This window comes from Aeromonas sp. 600479 (assembly GCF_049175515.1).
In the GTDB taxonomy this organism is placed as follows: domain Bacteria; phylum Pseudomonadota; class Gammaproteobacteria; order Enterobacterales; family Aeromonadaceae; genus Aeromonas; species Aeromonas veronii_A.
This window is the reverse complement of sequence record NZ_JAAKVF010000008.1, coordinates 84,031-101,644: the sequence shown is the minus strand read 5'-3', so window position 1 is coordinate 101,644 and position 17,614 is coordinate 84,031. Positions and strand designations below refer to the sequence as shown.

General features: G+C 59.0%; 16 protein-coding genes. 7 read left to right on the top strand and 9 right to left on the bottom strand.

All coding sequences use genetic code 11. The annotated features are described in order from the left end of the window. Position 1: 1 nt before the first annotated feature. The 4 genes from glnG to glnA form a co-directional block, all read right to left on the bottom strand. A complete protein-coding gene (gene glnG / locus G5149_RS10740; RefSeq protein WP_005339666.1) occupies positions 2–1,420 on the bottom strand; it encodes a nitrogen regulation protein NR(I) in 1,419 nt (472 codons plus the stop codon). Between the two features lie 9 nt (positions 1,421–1,429). Beyond that, a complete protein-coding gene (gene glnL, locus G5149_RS10735; RefSeq protein WP_005356202.1) occupies positions 1,430–2,485 on the bottom strand; it encodes a nitrogen regulation protein NR(II) in 1,056 nt (351 codons plus the stop codon). Positions 2,486–2,565: 80 nt separating this feature from the next. Then, positions 2,566–3,147, bottom strand: a complete 582-nt coding sequence (locus G5149_RS10730; protein ID WP_421212419.1) for a DUF4124 domain-containing protein — start codon at positions 3,145–3,147, stop codon at positions 2,566–2,568. 115 nt (positions 3,148–3,262) lie between these two features. Next, positions 3,263–4,672: a glutamate--ammonia ligase gene (glnA, locus tag G5149_RS10725; RefSeq protein ID WP_005339672.1), complete on the bottom strand. Its 1,410-nt coding sequence runs from the start codon at positions 4,670–4,672 to the stop codon at positions 3,263–3,265. Positions 4,673–5,023: 351 nt separating this feature from the next. Here glnA and typA point away from each other — a divergent pair, with 351 nt between their 5' ends. Beyond that, a complete protein-coding gene (gene typA, locus G5149_RS10720; RefSeq protein ID WP_421212418.1) occupies positions 5,024–6,835 on the top strand; it encodes a translational GTPase TypA in 1,812 nt (603 codons plus the stop codon). 239 nt (positions 6,836–7,074) lie between these two features. On the opposite strand, the gene G5149_RS10715 is transcribed toward typA, so the two are convergent. From G5149_RS10715 to def, 5 genes are all read right to left on the bottom strand, one after another. Next, positions 7,075–8,517, bottom strand: coding sequence for a TrkH family potassium uptake protein (locus G5149_RS10715; RefSeq protein ID WP_421212417.1), 1,443 nt, complete (start codon positions 8,515–8,517; stop codon positions 7,075–7,077). A 96-nt stretch (positions 8,518–8,613) separates the two neighbouring features. After that, the gene (gene trkA / locus G5149_RS10710) at positions 8,614–9,990 is read right to left on the bottom strand and encodes a Trk system potassium transporter TrkA (RefSeq protein ID WP_005339689.1); all 1,377 of its coding nucleotides are present in this window, start codon (positions 9,988–9,990) and stop codon (positions 8,614–8,616) included. 87 nt (positions 9,991–10,077) lie between these two features. Beyond that, positions 10,078–11,370: a 16S rRNA (cytosine(967)-C(5))-methyltransferase RsmB gene (gene rsmB, locus G5149_RS10705; protein WP_201947326.1), complete on the bottom strand. Its 1,293-nt coding sequence runs from the start codon at positions 11,368–11,370 to the stop codon at positions 10,078–10,080. A gap of 60 nt (positions 11,371–11,430) precedes the next feature. Beyond that, positions 11,431–12,375 carry a methionyl-tRNA formyltransferase gene (gene fmt, locus G5149_RS10700; protein ID WP_005341962.1) on the bottom strand — a complete coding sequence of 315 codons (945 nt, stop codon included), beginning with the start codon at positions 12,373–12,375 and terminating at the stop codon, positions 11,431–11,433. A 12-nt stretch (positions 12,376–12,387) separates the two neighbouring features. Continuing rightward, positions 12,388–12,900, bottom strand: a complete 513-nt coding sequence (gene def / locus G5149_RS10695) for a peptide deformylase (protein WP_421212416.1) — start codon at positions 12,898–12,900, stop codon at positions 12,388–12,390. Between the two features lie 108 nt (positions 12,901–13,008). Here def and G5149_RS10690 point away from each other — a divergent pair, with 108 nt between their 5' ends. The 6 genes from G5149_RS10690 (at position 13,009) to G5149_RS10665 (ending at position 17,568) form a co-directional block, all read left to right on the top strand. Then, positions 13,009–14,100 carry a LysM peptidoglycan-binding domain-containing protein gene (locus G5149_RS10690; protein WP_337073272.1) on the top strand — a complete coding sequence of 364 codons (1,092 nt, stop codon included), beginning with the start codon at positions 13,009–13,011 and terminating at the stop codon, positions 14,098–14,100. 1 nt (position 14,101) lies between these two features. Further along, positions 14,102–15,217, top strand: a complete 1,116-nt coding sequence (gene dprA, locus G5149_RS10685) for a DNA-processing protein DprA (protein ID WP_421212415.1) — start codon at positions 14,102–14,104, stop codon at positions 15,215–15,217. Continuing rightward, positions 15,210–15,683 (top strand): DUF494 family protein, encoded by a 474-nt coding sequence (locus G5149_RS10680; protein ID WP_005341954.1) that lies wholly within the window; start codon positions 15,210–15,212, stop codon positions 15,681–15,683. Before dprA ends, G5149_RS10680 begins: the two co-directional genes overlap by 8 nt. Before the next feature lie 55 nt (positions 15,684–15,738). Next, entirely contained in the window at positions 15,739–16,296 is a 558-nt protein-coding gene (locus G5149_RS10675) for a type I DNA topoisomerase (RefSeq protein ID WP_216979900.1), read from the top strand. A gap of 74 nt (positions 16,297–16,370) precedes the next feature. After that, a complete protein-coding gene (purE, locus tag G5149_RS10670; RefSeq protein WP_005341951.1) occupies positions 16,371–16,874 on the top strand; it encodes a 5-(carboxyamino)imidazole ribonucleotide mutase in 504 nt (167 codons plus the stop codon). Between the two features lie 133 nt (positions 16,875–17,007). After that, complete coding sequence (locus tag G5149_RS10665) at positions 17,008–17,568, top strand: L-threonylcarbamoyladenylate synthase (protein ID WP_421212414.1); 561 nt, start codon at positions 17,008–17,010, stop codon at positions 17,566–17,568. Positions 17,569–17,614 lie beyond the last annotated feature (46 nt).

Genomic DNA, 17,614 nt, shown 5'->3' with positions numbered 1-17,614 from the left:
CTCAGGAGAGATCGAGTTCCTTCAGCTTGCGGGTCAGGGTGTTGCGACCCCAACCGAGCAGGCGCGCCGCCTCCTGCTTGTGGCCGTGGGTGTGTTCCAGCGCCGTTTCCAGCATGATCCGTTCGAACTGAGGCATGGCATCTGCCAGGATGTCTGTCTCTCCCAGCGCCAGCTTGCTGGCCACCCACTCTTGCAACTGTTGCTGCCAGCAACCGGGCAACGCCGGTTGGCCCGGTTCGGCGTTGTGGGTGATGGGAGTGAGCAGCTCGGCAGGCAGGTCGCCGACCAGCACTTCTTGCCCCGAGGCCATCACGGTAAGCCAGCGGCAGACGTTCTCCAGCTGGCGCACGTTGCCCGGCCAGGGCAGGCGGCTGATATAGGCCTGGGTATCCGGGTGCAGGCTCTTGGCCTCGACGTTCAGCTCTTTGGCGGCGCGCAGCAGGAAGTGACGTGCCAGCTGGGGGATGTCCTCACGGCGCTCCTTGAGGGCGGGGATGTGGATGCGGATGACGTTGAGACGGTGGAACAGATCCTCGCGAAACTCGCCATCGGCGACCCGTTTCTCCAGATTCTGGTGGGTGGCGGCGATGATCCGTACATCCACCTGCACCGGCTGGTGGCCACCGACCCGGTAGAACTGGCCATCGGCCAAGACCCGCAGCAGCCGAGTCTGCACATCCAGCGGCATGTCACCGATCTCGTCGAGAAACAGGGTGCCACCGTCGGCCTGCTCGAAGCGGCCGTGGCGGATGTTGTTGGCGCCGGTGAAGGCCCCCTTCTCGTGACCGAACAGCTCGGATTCGATGAGATCTTTCGGGATAGCCGCCATGTTGAGGGCGATAAAGTTCTTGTGGGCGCGCGGGCTGTGCTTGTGCAGGGCGTGGGCGACCAGCTCCTTGCCGGTACCGCTCTGACCGTTGATCAGCACCGAGATGCTGGAGCGTGACAGGCGGCCTATGGCGCGGAACACCTCCTGCATCGCCGGTGCCTCACCGATGATTTCGGGAGTGGCGGTGGCTTCTTGCTGACGAGACTTGCGCTTGGTGCGCTGCTCCTTGAGATGATTCTCGGCGCGGCGCACCAGGGTCACGGCTTCGTCGATGTCGAACGGTTTGGGCAGGTACTCGAAGGCGCCGCGCTGGTAGGCGTTGACCGCACTGTCGAGATCCGAGTGGGCGGTCATGATGATGATGGGCAGATCGGCCTGACGGCGGTGGATCTGCTCCAGCAGGCTCAAACCATCGATGCCGGGCATCCGGATATCGGAGAGGATGACATCGGGCGATCGCAGCTCAAGGGCGTGCAGCAGGGCTTCGCCATCGGCAAAGCTCTCGCAGTTGAAGCCTTCGCTGCCGAGAGTGCGCTCCAGCACCCAGCGGATAGAACTGTCGTCATCGACGATCCACACTTTGGCGGTCATGGGGTTCCCTTACTTGCGAAGCGGTAGAAAAATGGTGAATTCGGTGTGACCCGGCCAGCTGATGCAGTCAATCCGCCCCTTGTGCTGGTCGATCAGGTTCTGGGCGATGGAGAGGCCGAGCCCGGTTCCCCCCTCCTTGCCGGTGATCATGGGGTAGAACAGGGTGTCGCGAATGGCATCGGGAATGCCGGGGCCGTTGTCGATGATCTTGATCTCCGCCGCCAGCCGGTAGCGCTGGCCGTGGATGGTGATCTGGAACGCGGTGCGGGTCTTGATACGGATAAGCCCGGTCTGATCGCCCAGTGCTTCGGCGGCGTTGCGCACTATGTTGAGAAACGCCTGCTGCAGCTGATCCGGCTCCATCTCGAATTCGGGGATGCTGGGATCGTAATCCCGCTCGATGCGAACAGAGGGAGGGAGTTCGAGCTCCACCAGTCGGCGTACCTGTTCCAGTACCGAATGGACATTGTGCATCTGGTGACGGCCGGGGCGCTGGGGGCCGAGCAGGCGATCGACCAGTACCCGCAGCCGATCGGCCTGTTCGATGATGATGCCGGTATATTCGCGCAGCGCCGGGTCGGGCAGCTCTTTTTGCAGCAGCTGGGCCGCGCCACGCAGGCCGCCGAGGGGATTCTTGATTTCGTGTGCCAGGCCGCGCACCAGCTCCTTGGCCGCCAGCTGCTGGGCATGTTGCTGCTGCTCCTGACTGATCTTCTTCTGCTGGTCGATCTTGCGCAGCTCCACGACCAGCAGACGCTGTTCGTGGTCGGCCATGGGGGTAGCGCTCAGCTCCACCAGTCGCGGTTCTCCCTCTACCACCAGAGTCACTTCGCTATCGGTAAAGCCTTGCCCTGAAACGAGGCACTGCTTGAGCCGTTGCAAATCGAGGGAGATATGTTCCAGCAGATGAGGCAGTTCGATGCCGATCAGCCGGCGTTCACTGAGGGAGAGCAGCTGTTCAGCCGCCGGGTTGACGAACTGGATGCAGAGCCGTTCATCCATCAGGATCACGGCGGTCAGCAAATTATCCAAGAGTGTTTTGGCGTTGTCCGAGCGGGTTGGCACAGGTTTCTCCCTAAAACGGTGCTACACACCTATTATGCACCGATATGGTGCATAGAGTTTACCCGCATCGGTGCGCTATATCACCCTTGGTTGGCTTTGGGGGTGGGTTTGGGAGCCGGAGTCACGGTCGCTCTATGCAGGTAAAAGGTGACTGGTGTAGATTTAGCAAGGATCGTACCGTCTTTGGCGAGCAGCTCGAGCTGAGCTTCGTGGGCACCGCGATCGACATTTTCGACCCGGATAGAGAGGCTGTTGCTGACGATGGGGGCTGCCTTGCCATCCAGAGTCAGGCGCACATCATACTGGGTTGGCGGTTTGGGGCTGATTTGACCCTGAAAGACGATATTGCCTGTGTTGTCGCGCAGGGTGCTGCCCTGTTCAGGGGAGAGCAGCTCGATCACCAGTTTGGCCGCCTCCTGCTCCTTCTTGACATCGGCGCCAGTCAGGCTGTTGAAGTTGTCTACCTGTACCGAGCTGGGGGCGCTACCCAGCAGGGGAGCAGCCCGCAGATCCACCTCCTTTACGTTTTTGCCGGGAGGAGGGGCATCCGTGTAGTGGGTAATGCCATTGCCATCGACCCAGGAGTAGACCTTGGCCGCATGAGTACTGAATGAGGTCAGTAACAGGAGGGTAATTGCTCCTATGCCATGTATCTTGTTCATCCATCTCTCCTTGACGGTATCTTGCTTAATCCTATCAGAGAAAAAACCCGCCATCTGGCGGGTTTTGTCACGATTCGGCAAGCTGCCCCAATCTAAATGGGCTGTCTGCTGCGACTTAGACGGAGTAGTACAGTTCGAACTCCAGCGGGTGCGGAGTCATGCGCACACGGTCAACATCCTGCTGTTTCAGTTCCAGATAGGAGTTGATGAAGTCATCGCTGAACACGCCGCCACGGGTCAGGAACTCGCGGTCAGCATCCAGAGCAGCCAGTGCTTCGTCCAGAGAACCGGCAACGGTCGGTACTTCTGCAGCCTCTTCCGGCGGCAGGTCGTACAAGTTCTTGTCCATGGCATCGCCCGGATGGATCTTGTTGATGATACCGTCCAGACCGGCCATCAGCTGGGCAGCGAAGGCCAGGTACGGGTTGGCAGCCGGATCCGGGAAGCGCACTTCGATACGACGAGCTTTCGGGCTCGGTACCACCGGGATACGGATGGAGGCAGAACGGTTGCGGGCAGAGTAAGCCAGCATGACAGGGGCTTCATAACCCGGAACCAGACGCTTGTAGGAGTTGGTGGTCGGGTTGGCGAAGGCGTTGATGGCCTTGGCGTGCTTGATGATACCGCCAATGTAGTGCAGCGCCATCTCGGACAGACCGCCATACAGGTCCCCGGCGAACAGGTTGACGCCGTTCTTGGCCAGAGACTGGTGGCAGTGCATGCCGGAGCCGTTGTCACCGAACATGGGTTTCGGCATGAAGGTGACGGTCTTGTTGTAGGCGTGGGCCACGTTGTGGATCACGTACTTCAGTACCTGTACTTCATCTGCTTTCAGCGTAAGAGTGTTGAAGCGGGTAGCGATTTCGTTCTGACCGGCAGTGGCCACTTCGTGGTGGTGAGCTTCAACGACCTGGCCCATCTCTTCCAGCACCAGACACATGGCGGCACGGATATCCTGGGAGGAGTCGACCGGTGCAACCGGGAAGTAACCGCCTTTCACGAACGGACGGTGACCCTTGTTGCCATGCTCATAGGCAGTGCCGGAGTTCCATGCGGCTTCTTCAGATTCGATTTTCACGAAGCTGTGGCCCATGGTGTTGGAGAAGGTGATGTTGTCGAACATGAAGAATTCCGGCTCCGGCCCGAACAGCACGGTGTCAGCGATGCCGCTGGACTTCAGGAAATCTTCTGCACGCTTGGCGATGGAGCGTGGATCGCGGTCGTAGCCCTGCATGGTGGCAGGCTCCAGTACGTCACAAACGATGTTCAGGGTGGTCTCTTCGGTGAACGGGTCCAGCTTGGCGGAGGCTGCGTCCGGCATCAGTACCATGTCGGATTCGTTGATGCCCTTCCAGCCGCCGATGGAGGAACCATCGAACATCTTGCCGTCTTCGAAGAAATCTTCATCAACCTGGTGAGCAGGGATGGATACATGCTGCTCTTTACCCTTGGTGTCGGTAAAGCGCAGATCAACAAACTTGACTTCGTGTTCCTGGATCAGGGCCAAAACGTTCTGGGCTGACATGCTAAGTAACCTCCGGTGTTAAAACTCTCTGGGTGAATGCGTCGTCGTATTCACATAAGCCAGTATCGTGCCAAGTTTGTGACAGCTTGATTTCAGGGCAATCTCGCTGAAGATGCTCCCCAAAATCAGGCGATCTCGACTCGCGTTGCATCAATTTAGTGCGATGGTGGATCGTTTTGGTGCACTGTAATGGTGCGCGAAATACGGTCACCGCCCATCTAAGCAGGGTTTGTCAGAGAGGTCTATGATCCAGATCTGTTGTTATGCGCGAATGTACTGCAATTCTGCTAGGCAGATCACAAAGGCAAGAGTACAATTAGCGCCCAATTTTACCCGGTGATTGAGGCGAGAATGTTAGAGAATTTACGCAATATTGCGATTATTGCGCACGTTGACCACGGCAAAACGACTCTGGTTGATAAGCTGCTGCAGCAGTCCGGCACCCTGGACCGCTCCACGGAAGGCCAGGAACGGATCATGGACTCCAATGATCTGGAACGGGAACGTGGCATCACCATTCTCGCCAAGAACACTGCGATCCGCTGGAATGACTACCGCATCAACATCGTTGATACCCCGGGTCACGCCGACTTCGGTGGTGAAGTAGAGCGCGTACTGTCCATGGTTGACTCCGTGCTGCTGCTGGTTGACGCCGTAGACGGCCCGATGCCGCAAACCCGTTTCGTGACCCAGAAAGCGTTCGCTCAGGGTCTGAAGCCGATCGTGGTCATCAACAAGGTTGACCGTCCGGGTGCTCGTCCTGACTGGGTAATGGATCAGGTATTCGACCTGTTCGACAACCTGGGCGCGACTGACGAACAGCTGGATTTCAAAGTTGTTTACGCCTCTGCACTGAACGGTTGGGCCACCCTGGATCAAGATGTCGAGTCCGACAACATGGAACCCCTGTTCCAGGCCATCGTTGACAACGTTGAAGCGCCGAAGGCTGATGCCGAAGGTGGTTTCCAGATGCAGATCTCCCAGCTGGACTACAACTCCTACGTGGGCGTTATCGGTATCGGCCGCATCACTCGTGGTCGCGTCAAGACCAACCAGCAAGTCACCATCGTTGGTGCTGACGGCAAGACCCGTAATGGTAAAGTCGGTCAGGTGCTGGGTTACCTGGGTCTGTCCCGTACTGAAGTTGCCGACGCGCAAGCGGGTGACATCATCGCTATCACCGGTCTGGGCGAGCTGAAAATCTCCGACACCATCTGTGACAACGGTGCCGTTGAAGCCCTGCCGCCGCTCTCCGTTGACGAGCCGACCGTGAACATGACCTTCCAGGTCAACACTTCACCGTTCGCCGGTAAAGAGGGCAAGTTCGTGACCTCCCGCAACATTCTGGAGCGTCTGAACCAGGAGCTGGTCCACAACGTGGCCCTGCGCGTGGAAGAGACTGATGATCCGGACAAGTTCCGTGTATCCGGTCGTGGTGAACTGCACCTCTCCATCCTGATCGAAAACATGCGTCGCGAAGGTTACGAGCTGGCGGTATCCCGTCCGGAAGTAATCCTGCGTACCGTTGACGGCGAACTGCAAGAACCGTTCGAAACTGTAACTGTGGACGTTGAAGAAGCGCACCAAGGTTCCGTGATGGAGCAGCTGGGTCTGCGTAAAGGCGAAATGACCAACATGACCCCGGATGGCAAGGGTCGTGTCCGCCTGGACTTCATGATCCCGAGCCGTGGCCTGATCGGCTTCCAGACCGAGTTCATGACCATGACCTCAGGTACCGGTCTGCTGTACCACACCTTCGACCACTATGGTCCGCACAAGGGTGGCAGCATTGGTGAGCGTCAGAACGGCGTGCTGATCTCCAACGCTACCGGTAAGGCACTGACTTACGCCCTGTTCGGTCTGCAAGACCGCGGTCGTCTGTTCATCGGTCACGCGACCGAAGTGTACGAAGGTCAGGTGATCGGTATTCACTCCCGTTCCAACGACCTGACTGTTAACTGCCTGAAAGGCAAACAGCTGACCAACATGCGTGCCTCCGGTACCGACGAAGCTCAGGTTCTGACTCCGCCGATCCGCATGACTCTGGAACAGGCTCTCGAGTTCATCGATAACGATGAACTGGTAGAAGTGACTCCGAAGAACATCCGTATCCGCAAGAAATTGCTGACCGAGCTGGATCGTAAGCGCTCTGGCCGTGGTTAATGCCATGTGTTGAGTCTCGGCAGCCCTCGCGGCCGCTGACGGTTCACTGATAAACGGACCCAAACCTCTGGTTTGGGTCCGTTTTTTTATGCTTGTGATCCGCTCTGGCCATGCCGATGAGGTCGTTCAGGCCACCGGTAATGGGGCTGATGAGCGTTGAGGGAAAGTCGTGGGGATGGACGAGATAAAAAAGCCGCAGCGGGTGAACGCTGCGGCTTTTTGCTTGCTTACGGTGAGCGTTACTGGCGCCAGAAGGAGGGGAAGAAGAGCACGGCGACCGTCAGGATCTCCAGTCGTCCCAGCAGCATGCCGAATGACAGCAGCCATTTGGCCGATTCCGGCAGGCTGGCAAAGTTGGTGCTGGGGCCGACCACCGGGCCCATGCCCGGGCCGACGTTGGCAACGGCGGTGATGGAGCTGGATATGGCTGTCAGGGGGTCAAGCCCGATGGCGCCCAGCAGTGCGGCTATCATCAGAATGATGGCGAAGTAGGCCAGCACGAAGGAGATCATTGAGCGGATGATGGCGTCATTGACTGTCCGGCCGTTGTACTTCTGGGGAAATACGCCGGAAGGGTGCATCAGTTGGCGCATCTGCTTCTTGAACAGGGCAAAGGCCACTTGTACCCGGAAGATCTTGAGGCCGCCCGCAGTGGAGCCAGAGCAGGCCCCAAGAGCCAGCAGCACGATGAAGACGATGCTGGCGAGCGGCCCCCAGGTGCCGAAGTCACCAAGACCATAGCCGGTGGTGGTGAGTACCGAGACGATGTTGAAGCAGCTGATGCGCAGGGCATCCCAGAAGCCGAACAGATCTCTCTCCCACAGATAGAAGGTCATGATGACTGTGACCCACACCACCAGCCAGAAGAAGCCGCGCACCTGGGCATCCTTGAGCAGGCTGTAGTCCCTGTGGTTCAGGCTCTGCACATAGAGTAGAAAGGGCAGGCCGCCGAGGAACATGAACAGGGTGCCAATCCAGTGTGCCGAGTTGGAGAAGTGGGACATGGATTGATCGGAGGTGGAGTAGCCGCCGGTACTGAGGGTGGTCATGGCGTGGTTGATCGCCTCGAACATATTCATGCCGCTGGCCCAGTAGGCCATGAAGCAGAGCATGGAGAGCACCAGATAGACCACAACGATGTTGTTGGCGACCGTCTTGGCACGCGGGGCGCTTTTGTCTGACCAGTCCGAGCTCTCGGTCTGGAACAGCTTCATGCCGCCGACGTTGAGATAGGGCAGTACGGCAACCGCCATCACGATAAAGCCGACTCCGCCCAGCCACTGCAGGATGGAACGCCACAACAGGATGCTGTGGGCCATGTTGTCGAGGCCGGAGAGCACGGTAGAGCCTGTGGTGGTCACCCCCGACATAGTCTCGAAGTAGGCGTCGGTGAAGTTGATGTGGGTGATGAAAACAAACGGCAGGGCGCCGAAGGCGCAGGCAACCACCCAGACCGAGGTGGTGAGCAGGAACATCTCCCGCACCCCCAGATGAAAATCCGCCTTACGACCGTAGTGGAGGCAGAGCAGGGCGGCGCCGTGGGTGATCAGCACGGACTTGAGAAACTCGACAAATCCCTCTGACCCGGTGAGCAGTGCCAGCAAGGTGGGTAGCCACATGAAGAGCGCCAGCTTGGAAAGCACCAGCCCGAGGGTGAAGATAATGGGACGCAGCTTGATCATGTTCGATAACCTGGTCGTTGATTAACAAAAGACCCGGACCATCCCCTTGGGGGAGCTGAGCCGGGTCTGATTTGACAGCCTGTGCGCATGAAGACGTTACAGGAAGAAGGGGCTGGGCTGGAACAGCCGCTCCACTTCCGGGATGTACTTCTTGTCCACCAGGAACATGACCACGTGGTCATCCTGCTGGATCTTGGTGCGATCGTGGGCGATCAGCACTTCATCCCCGCGCACCACGGCACCGATAGTAGTGCCCGGCGGCAGCTTGAGCTCGCCTACCGTCTTGCCGACCACCTTGGAGGTGTTCTCGTCACCGTGGGCAATCGCCTCGATCGCCTCGGCAGCACCGCGGCGCAAGCTGTAGACGTTGGCGATATCTGCCCGGCGTACGTGGGTAAGCAGGGCCGAGATGGTGGCCTGCTGCGGCGAGATGGCGATATCGATAGAGCCACCCTGCACCAGATCCACGTAGGCGCCGCGCTGGATCAGCACCATGGTCTTCTTGGCGCCCATCTTCTTGGCGAGCAGCGCCGACATGATGTTGGCCTCGTCCTCGTTGGTCACGGCGATGAAGACATCGATCTGGTCGATGTGTTCCTCGGCCAGCAGCTCCTGATCCGCCGCATCGCCGCAGAAGACGATGGTGTTCTCCAGCAGTTCGGAGAGCTGCTCCGCCCGCTTCTGGTTGCGCTCGATAAGCTTGACGCTGTAACGCTTCTCCAGCTGACGGGCGAGGCCTGCGCCAATGTTGCCGCCACCGACGATCATGATGCGGCGGTAGGGGCTCTCGAGGCGCTGCAGTTCAGACATCACGGCACGGATATGGCCCGCGGCGGCGACGAAGAAGACCTCGTCATCCGCTTCGATGATGGTGGTGCCTTGCGGACGGATCGGGCGGCCCTGACGGAAGATGGCCGCTACCCGGGTCTCGATGTTCGGCATGTGTTCGCGCAGGGTGGAGAGAGCATTGCCCACCAGCGGGCCACCGTAGTAGGCCTTGACCGCCACCAGACCGACGCGGCCACCTGCAAAATCAACCACTTGCAGAGCTCCCGGGTATTCGATCAGGCGACGCACATAGTCGGTCACCAGCTGCTCCGGCGCGATCAGGTGATCCACCGGCACCGATTCTGGCAGGAACAGGCGATCCCGCTCGGTCAGATAGGCCGGCGAGCGGATCCGCGCGACCTTGTTCGGGGTGTTGAACAGGGAGTAGGCCACCTGACAGGCGATCATGTTGGTCTCGTCACTGTTGGTGACGGCGACCAGCATGTCTGCATCCTGAGCCCCCGCTTCGCGCAGCACCTTGGGGTGGGCGCCATGACCGTTGACCACCCGCAGGTCAAACTTGTCCTGCAGTTCGCGCAGGCGTTCGCTGTCGGTGTCGACGATGGTGATGTCGTTGTTCTCCCCGGCCAGGTTCTCGGCCAGGGTGCCGCCGACCTGGCCGGCTCCCAAAATGATGATCTTCATAGGGAACGTTTACTCACGTTGATGCTGTAAAGGGGGGCGCCAGAACGGATCTGGCGGCTCTCCCGAATGAGGTTGGTCATGCCCGGCTCAGAGCTTGACCAGTTTGGCGTAGTAGAAGCCATCCATCTCGGCTTCACCCGGCAGGAACTGGCGACCCGGGCAGTCCGGGGTATCCTGTTCGTGCAACGGTACCAATTTGGCATCTTTGGTCGCGGCAAGGAAGGTGCGGATCTGTTCGCGGTTCTCTTCCGGCAATACGGAGCAGGTGGCGTAGAGCAGGGTGCCGCCGCTCTTCAGCTTGCCCCAGAGGGCGCTCAGAATACGGCGTTGCAGCTCGGCCAGCTCGCGAATGTCCTGATCCCGGCGCAGCCACTTGATGTCTGGGTGGCGACGAATGACGCCGGTGGCGGAGCAGGGGGCATCCAGCAGGATGCGGTCAAACTGACCCTCCGGCCACCACTGTTCCGGCGCCGCAGCATCGCCATGGATCACCTTGGCCGTCAGGCCGATGCGGTCCAGGTTCTCCTGCACTCGCTTGAGGCGGTTTTCGTCGGCATCGACGGCAACCACGCCAGCCAGCCTGGGCTGACGCTCCAGCAGGTGGGCAGTCTTGCCGCCGGGGGCTGCGCAGGCATCCAGCACCCACTCGCCCGGTTGCGGGTCGAGCAGGGCGGCAGCCTGTTGTGCTGCACCATCCTGTACCGAGCAGTCACCCACTTCGAAGCCGGGCAGCTTGGTCACATCACAAGGACGCTCCAGCAGTATGCAATCCTCACCCTCTTCACCGGCCACGGCATTGATGCCGGCTTCGGCCATGCGAGCCAGCATGGCATCGCGGCTCTGGCGCTGGCTGTTGTTGCGGATCCACATGGGGGGGCGCTGGTTGTTCGCCTCCATGATGAATTCCCACTCATCGTGATAGGCCTGACGCAGGCGCTTGGTGAGCCACTCCGGATGACCGAGGCGAATGCTGGGAACGCGGTCGATACGCAGCAGAATGACTTCGGCGCTGCGCTGGAAGTTGCGCAGCACGCCGTTGATGAGGCCACGCAGGGAGGTGCCCTTGAGCAGTTTGACGGCGTTGACGGTCTCGGCCACCGCGGCGTGAGCCGGAATGCGGGTGTAGATGAGCTGATAGAGACCGACCAGAATGAGGTAGTGGAAAATGCGGCTCTTGTTCTTGAGCGGCTTGTCCATCATCTCGTTAACTGCCGCATCGAGGCGGGGCAGCCAGCGCAGGGTGCCGTAGCAGAGTTCTTGCAGGAGAGCGCGATCGCGAGGCGCGACCTTCTCCTGGGCAGCAGGCAGAACAGCGGAGAGGGATTGGCCCTGATCCAGCACCTGTTGAATAACGAGAGCGGCCTGTGCACGTGTTTTCATAGAGTTACCTTAGATGCGCAAGTCGGGGCCTGAGCCCCGCTTGTGTCAATTCAATCCAGTTCAATTCAATTGCGTGCCGGGTTCAAACCAGTCGCGGCGAGAGTTGAGCAGATCCGAAACGGACATCGCCTTCTTGCCGGGCGGTTGCAGGGTCAGCAGGCGCAGTACCCCTTTGCCGGTAGCGATATCGATCCCCTGCTTGTCGGCCTTGAGCAGGGTGCCGGCGGGTTGGCCGTGGTCGCTGTCAATGACGGCGGCTTGCCATACTTTGACGGTCTGGTCAGCCACTTCAAACCAGCTGATGGGCCAGGGGTTGAACGAGCGGATGCAGCGCTCGATGGCAACAGCATCCATCGACCAGTCGATGCGGGCCTCTTCCTTGGAGAGCTTTTCGGCGTAGTTGGCCAGCGCATCATCTTGCGCCTCGGCAGCGGTTTCACCGGCAGCCATGGCATCGATGGTGTCGACCAGAGCCTGCGGACCCAGCTTGGCCAGCTTGTCATAGAGGCTGGCGGAGGTCTCGTCGGCGGCGATGGGGCAGCTAACCTTGCGGATCATGGCGCCGGTATCCAGCCCCACATCCATCTGCATGATGGTGACGCCGGTTTCGCTATCGCCCGCCCAAATGGAGCGCTGGATCGGTGCCGCGCCACGCCAGCGCGGCAGCAGGGAGCCATGGACGTTGATGCAGCCCAGACGCGGGGTATCGAGTACCGCCTTGGGCAGGATCAGGCCATAGGCCACCACGACCATCAGGTCTGCACCAAGGGCGGCCAGTTCGGCTTGCGCCTCTTCCTTGCGCAGGGTTGCCGGTTGATAGACCGGTAGATTGTGGGCCAGTGCCAGCTCTTTTACCGGACTGGCAGTGAGCTTCTGACCACGGCCAGCGGGCTTGTCCGGCTGGGTATAAACGGCAACGACCTCATGGTCGGAAGACAACAACGCCGCCAGATGACGGGCGGCGAAGTCGGGAGTACCGGCAAAAATCAGTTTCAGCTTATTCAATGGAGCAGATCCTCAGAGGACTTTGCGATCTTCGCGGGCCATCTTTTCCAGCTTCTGGCGAATGCGCTGGCGCTTGAGCGGGGACAGGTAATCCACAAACAACTTGCCGACCAGATGATCCATCTCATGCTGGATGCAGATGGCGAGCAGATCGTCGGCTTCCAGCTCGAACGGCTTGCCGTGGCGATCCTGTGCGCGGATCTTGATCTGCTCGGCACGCGGTACCAGAGCACGGCTGCCGGGCACGGAGAGGCAACCCTCTTCAATGCCGGTGCTGCCACACTGGGAGATCACTTCCGGATTGATCAATACCAGAGGATCTTCACGGTTTTCAGAGACATCGATCACTATGATGCGTTGATGAATATCCACCTGCGTTGCGGCCAGGCCAATGCCCTCCTCCGCATACATGGTTTCGAACATATCATCTACAATTTGTTGTAACTCGGGTGTAAAGGTCTCGACAGGGGCTGCGACGGTACGCAGACGCTCATCGGGGAAACGCAATACATCTAGAATGGCCATAGTTTTTTCTTTAGTTTCGTATAAATGCAGTCAATATTGGCGTAATTCTAGTCATTTACGCCAACAAAAAACAGCAACACTTTGCGTGCAGAGGTAACAGGGAGTGTTATGTATCTGAAGCAAACCATCCTCACCTGCCTGATGGTGACTATGAGCCAAGCCGCTCTGGCCGATCAGCTGAGGTTGAAAGCGGGTTATCCCGAAAGCTATGTAGTGCAAAAAGGTGACACCCTGTGGGATATCTCCGGCAAATATCTCTCTGAGCCCTGGCTCTGGCCCCGTCTCTGGAACATCAATCCGCAGATTGCCAATCCTCACTGGATCTACCCCGGTGATGTACTGCATCTGAGCTGGGTCAATGGTGAACCCCGGCTCGGCAAGGCGATGCAGGGTGGCAAGCAAGTCATCCGTCTTGGCCCGAAAACCCGTTACGAGAACAAGGCCAACCCCATTCCGACCCTGCCTATCAGCGAGATCGGCCCCTTCCTGCAAACCGACCATATTCTGGCTGACAGCCAGCAGCAGAAAACCTTGCCCTATCTGCTGGGGTCGGATCAGAAACATATCGGCATGCTGGAGGGGGACACCCTCTATGTGCAGGGCTCCCTGACGCCGGGGCAGGTTTATGGCATTTATCACCCCGGAGTGGTCTACAAGGATCGCGAAACCGGTGAACTGCTGGGCCAGGAGGCGATCTTTGCCGGTGTGGTGCGGGCCGTGGCGCGTCTTGATGGCGATCGGACTGAAGTTACCCTCACTCATAACCAGCGCGAAGTGCTGCAGGGCGACAAGGTGATGCCGCTGCCGGCTCAAGAGAACATGCCCGCCGTCTTCACACCGAAAGCGGCACCTGCCATCACGCCGGGCTATATCATCGATTTGCCGAACAAGACCCGGGGCGGTGGCAAGTTTGATGTGGTGCTGATCAACCGGGGTGGCCGCGATCAGCTAGTCGCCGGGGATGTATTGGATGTCAGACGACCCGGTGCTGCTCTGGTTACCAAGAATGGTGCAGTGCAATACAAGGAGCTTTCCTCTGTCTACGACAAGGTGTTCTACAGCGGTAACCAGAAGGAGTCACTCCCTTCAGAAGCGATTGCCAGGGTTATGTTGTTCAAGGTGTATGACAAGCTGAGTTATGGCCTCATCATGCAAAGCAAGGACATGGTGAGCTCGGGTTATCAGGTCACTCACTTCTGACGTGAACTACCCCGACGGGCGTCTAGCTCTCTGGCTAACCCTCAATGCGGTCATCGGCATAGGTCCGGTGACCGCCGCTCGGCTGCTGGAGCAGATCGGCGGTTCGATTGATGCCCTGTTTCAGAGCGATGAAACACAGCTGCACGGTATGGGGCTGTCGTCAGAGCAGATCAGGCAACTGCGCTGGCCCTCGCCGATTGTTGAGCAGAGTCTGGCTTGGGCCGCGTTACCTGGCAATCTCCTTATTCCGCAAGATCACCCTCTTTATCCGCCCTTGTTGCGTGAAATTCCCGCGGCCCCCCTGTTGCTCTACTGCCGTGGCGATCTTGAAGCGCTGTCGCTACCCCAGCTGGCGATGGTGGGGACACGTCATCCCACCAATGCAGGCAAAGATAACGCGTCCCGTCTCTGTAGCGAACTGGTTAGATGCGGGTTCGCCATCACCTCGGGCCTTGCGCTCGGTATCGATGGTGTTTGCCATCAGCAGACGCTGGCTTGTGGTGGTATCACCCTTGCCGTGTTGGGCTCCGGGCTGGATTGCCTCTACCCCAAACGCCATCAGGGACTGGCAGGTCAGATTCTGGAGAAAGGTGGTTTGCTTATCTCCGAACTGGCGCCGGATAAAGGGCCGCTGGCTGAACATTTTCCTCGTCGCAACCGTATTATCAGTGGTCTGTCGTTGGGAACTCTGGTGGTGGAGGCGACCGAGCAGAGTGGTTCGCTGATCACCGCTCGCTATGCACTGGAGCAGGGGCGCGAAGTGTTTGCGGTACCCGGCGCCCCGCAAAATGGCCAAGCGATAGGATGCAACAGATTAATTCAGCAGGGGGCCAAACTTGTGCTGAGTGTGGCCGATATAGTGGAAGAGCTGCCGGAGTGGGGGGCACGGCTAGATCCGTCGGCCATACCATCTGAGCAACAGCATAATAGCGAATTGCCTTATGCTGATTTGTTGGATAACGTAGATTACGAGACCACGAGCGTGGATACCGTTGCCGAGCGGACCCAGCTTCCTGTCGAAGTGGTATTGGGCAGGTTGGTAGAGCTGGAGTTGGTCGGTGCAGTGATGGCGGTAGCCGGTGGATACGTCAGAGCGAGGAGGGCGAATCATGTTTGATGTATTGATGTACCTTTTCGAGACCTACATCCACAGCGATGCAGATGTGATGGTCGAGCAGAATGAACTCACCGAAGAGTTGAGCCGAGCCGGTTTTGACAAGGAGGAGATCGACAAGGCGCTCGACTGGTTGGAGCGACTGGCCAATCTGCATGATAGCGAGCGGGAGGTCTATGTGGCCGCCAGCGCGCAAGGCTCGATGCGTATCTATGCCCCGCAAGAGCTGGCACGCCTCAGCACCGAGTGCCGCGGGTTCCTGCTCTTTCTGGAACAGGCCCAGGTACTGAATGCCGAAACCCGCGAGATCTGTATCGAGCGTCTGCTCGAGTTGGACAAGCCGGATATCGAGCTGGATGACCTGAAGTGGGTCGTAATGATGGTGCTGTTCAACGTACCGGGCAGTGAAAATGCCTACCAGCAGATGGAAGAGCTGGTGTTTGATGAGTCAGACGGCGTCATTCACTGACAGTCCGGTGCCGCGCTGGTAGAATTCAGGCCATCTGGATTTCAAGGCGCGGCCCATGTCAAAAATCGATCATCACCTCTTTTCAGCCCACGAACATGCCTTCGAGCGCGAGCCGTGCCCGCAGTGCGGGGCCGAGCTGGTGATCCGCCAGGGCAAACATGGCCCCTTTCTCGGCTGTTCTGCCTATCCTGCCTGTGATTACATCCGCTCCCTGACGCCATCCGGCCGCGACATCGAAAAGGTGCTCGAAGGCTCTGCCTGTCCCGATTGCGGACAGCCGCTGGCGATCAAGAAGGGGCGTTACGGTCTGTTTGTCGGCTGCACTCAGTATCCGGCCTGTCAGCACATCGAATCCCTGCAGGAGAGCGATGATACCCAGATCCTCTGCCCCGAGTGCGGCAAGGGTCATCTGGTGAGCCGGACCTCCCGCTACGGCAAGCAATTTTACTCCTGTGATGGCTATCCCCATTGCAAATATGTGGTGAACGACAAGCCGATCCCCATGCCTTGTCCCTCGTGTGGTTGGGGCATCATGGTCGAGAAAAAAGTGAGGGGAACGCTGCGTTGGGTCTGTCCGCAAAAGAAATGCGGCCACCAAAGTGAGCAGGTATAATCCCGCCGCCGCAACCGGATTGAAACGTTTTCGGTGAACTTCAACCCCCCACTTGGAGTAAGGAAATTCCCACCATGAATAAACCCTTTGTTGCCGTATTGATGGGCTCTGATTCTGATTTCCCCGTGATGCAGAGTACTCTCGAGGTGCTCAAGTCATTTGATATCGCAGTGGAAGTCAAAGTCACCTCCGCGCACCGCACGCCGGCTGCGACCCATCAGTATGTGACCGATGCCGAGGCCCGTGGCTGCAAGGTCTTTATCTGTGCTGCCGGTCTGGCTGCGCACCTGGCGGGTGCCGTAGCCGGCATCACGACTCGTCCTGTGATCGGAGTGCCCATCGATGGTGGCCCGCTCAAGGGGCTGGATGCGCTGCTCTCTACCGTGCAGATGCCGGGTGGTGTACCGGTGGCTACCGTGGCGATCGGCAAAGCCGGTGCCAAGAACGCAGGTTATCTGGCAGCCCAGATGCTGGCAGTAGCCGATGATGAACTGGCGGCCAAGGTTCGGGCCGAACGCCAGAAGAATGCCGAAGAGGTGATGGCCAAGGATGCCGCCCTGCAGGCTCAACTCAAGTAAGTGAACGGGTGGCGATCCGGAAGTGTCGTATTTTCTGTGCTACAGCAACACGTCACTTTGCCATGGTCGCCGCCATACGAATTCAACTTGCTACCAAGTGACGAGGCGGCAGCCAGGCTGCCGCATTTTTCCTATGCCAAATGAAATTGAACAGGCGGTTGCCGCCCTCCAGCAGGAAGGGGTGATCGCTTATGCGACCGAGGCCGTGTTTGGTCTGGGTTGTGATCCCGACTCCGAAGTGGCGGTACAGCGATTGCTGGCCATCAAACAGCGTCCGGTAGATAAGGGGTTGATCCTGATTGCTGCCGACGTGGCGCAATTACAGGATTACATCGATCTGAGTCAGCTTAGCGGTGAGCAGTTGGCTCGGGTTGAAGCCAGCTGGCCCGGTCCTTTTACCTGGATCATGCCTGCCCGTGCAACGACGCCGGCCTGGCTGACCGGGCAGTTCGAGACCCTGGCGGTGCGCGTGACGGCTCATCCTCAGGTACAGGCGTTGTGCCGTGCCTTTGGCAAGCCGCTGGTCTCTACCAGCGCCAACCTGACCGGTGAGGAGCCTGCCCGTCGGGTGGCCGATATCGGTGAGCGGCTGGCAAGCAAGTTAGCCCATATCCTGCCCGGTGAAGTGGGTGGTCAAGCCAATCCATCAGAGATCAAGGACGCCCGAACTGGCGCCATTATTCGCCCCTCCTGAGCTGGCGGATACGTCATGATTTGCCATCAATCCGCTGAGCGGTGAG

What these genes read in the sequence shown, in the direction of transcription:
- G5149_RS10675 (WP_216979900.1), top strand. Translation starts at nt 15,739, where the DNA reads ATGTCAAAAATCGATCATCACCTCTTTTCAGCCCACGAACATGCCTTC.
- glnA (WP_005339672.1), bottom strand. Translation starts at nt 4,672, where the DNA reads ATGTCAGCCCAGAACGTTTTGGCCCTGATCCAGGAACACGAAGTCAAG.
- trkA (WP_005339689.1), bottom strand. Translation starts at nt 9,990, where the DNA reads ATGAAGATCATCATTTTGGGAGCCGGCCAGGTCGGCGGCACCCTGGCC.
- G5149_RS10680 (WP_005341954.1), top strand. Translation starts at nt 15,210, where the DNA reads ATGTTTGATGTATTGATGTACCTTTTCGAGACCTACATCCACAGCGAT.
- G5149_RS10715 (WP_421212417.1), bottom strand. Translation starts at nt 8,517, where the DNA reads ATGATCAAGCTGCGTCCCATTATCTTCACCCTCGGGCTGGTGCTTTCC.
- rsmB (WP_201947326.1), bottom strand. Translation starts at nt 11,370, where the DNA reads ATGAAAACACGTGCACAGGCCGCTCTCGTTATTCAACAGGTGCTGGAT.
- def (WP_421212416.1), bottom strand. Translation starts at nt 12,900, where the DNA reads ATGGCCATTCTAGATGTATTGCGTTTCCCCGATGAGCGTCTGCGTACC.
- glnG (WP_005339666.1), bottom strand. Translation starts at nt 1,420, where the DNA reads ATGACCGCCAAAGTGTGGATCGTCGATGACGACAGTTCTATCCGCTGG.
- G5149_RS10665 (WP_421212414.1), top strand. Translation starts at nt 17,008, where the DNA reads ATGCCAAATGAAATTGAACAGGCGGTTGCCGCCCTCCAGCAGGAAGGG.
- purE (WP_005341951.1), top strand. Translation starts at nt 16,371, where the DNA reads ATGAATAAACCCTTTGTTGCCGTATTGATGGGCTCTGATTCTGATTTC.
- G5149_RS10690 (WP_337073272.1), top strand. Translation starts at nt 13,009, where the DNA reads ATGTATCTGAAGCAAACCATCCTCACCTGCCTGATGGTGACTATGAGC.
- G5149_RS10730 (WP_421212419.1), bottom strand. Translation starts at nt 3,147, where the DNA reads ATGAACAAGATACATGGCATAGGAGCAATTACCCTCCTGTTACTGACC.
- typA (WP_421212418.1), top strand. Translation starts at nt 5,024, where the DNA reads ATGTTAGAGAATTTACGCAATATTGCGATTATTGCGCACGTTGACCAC.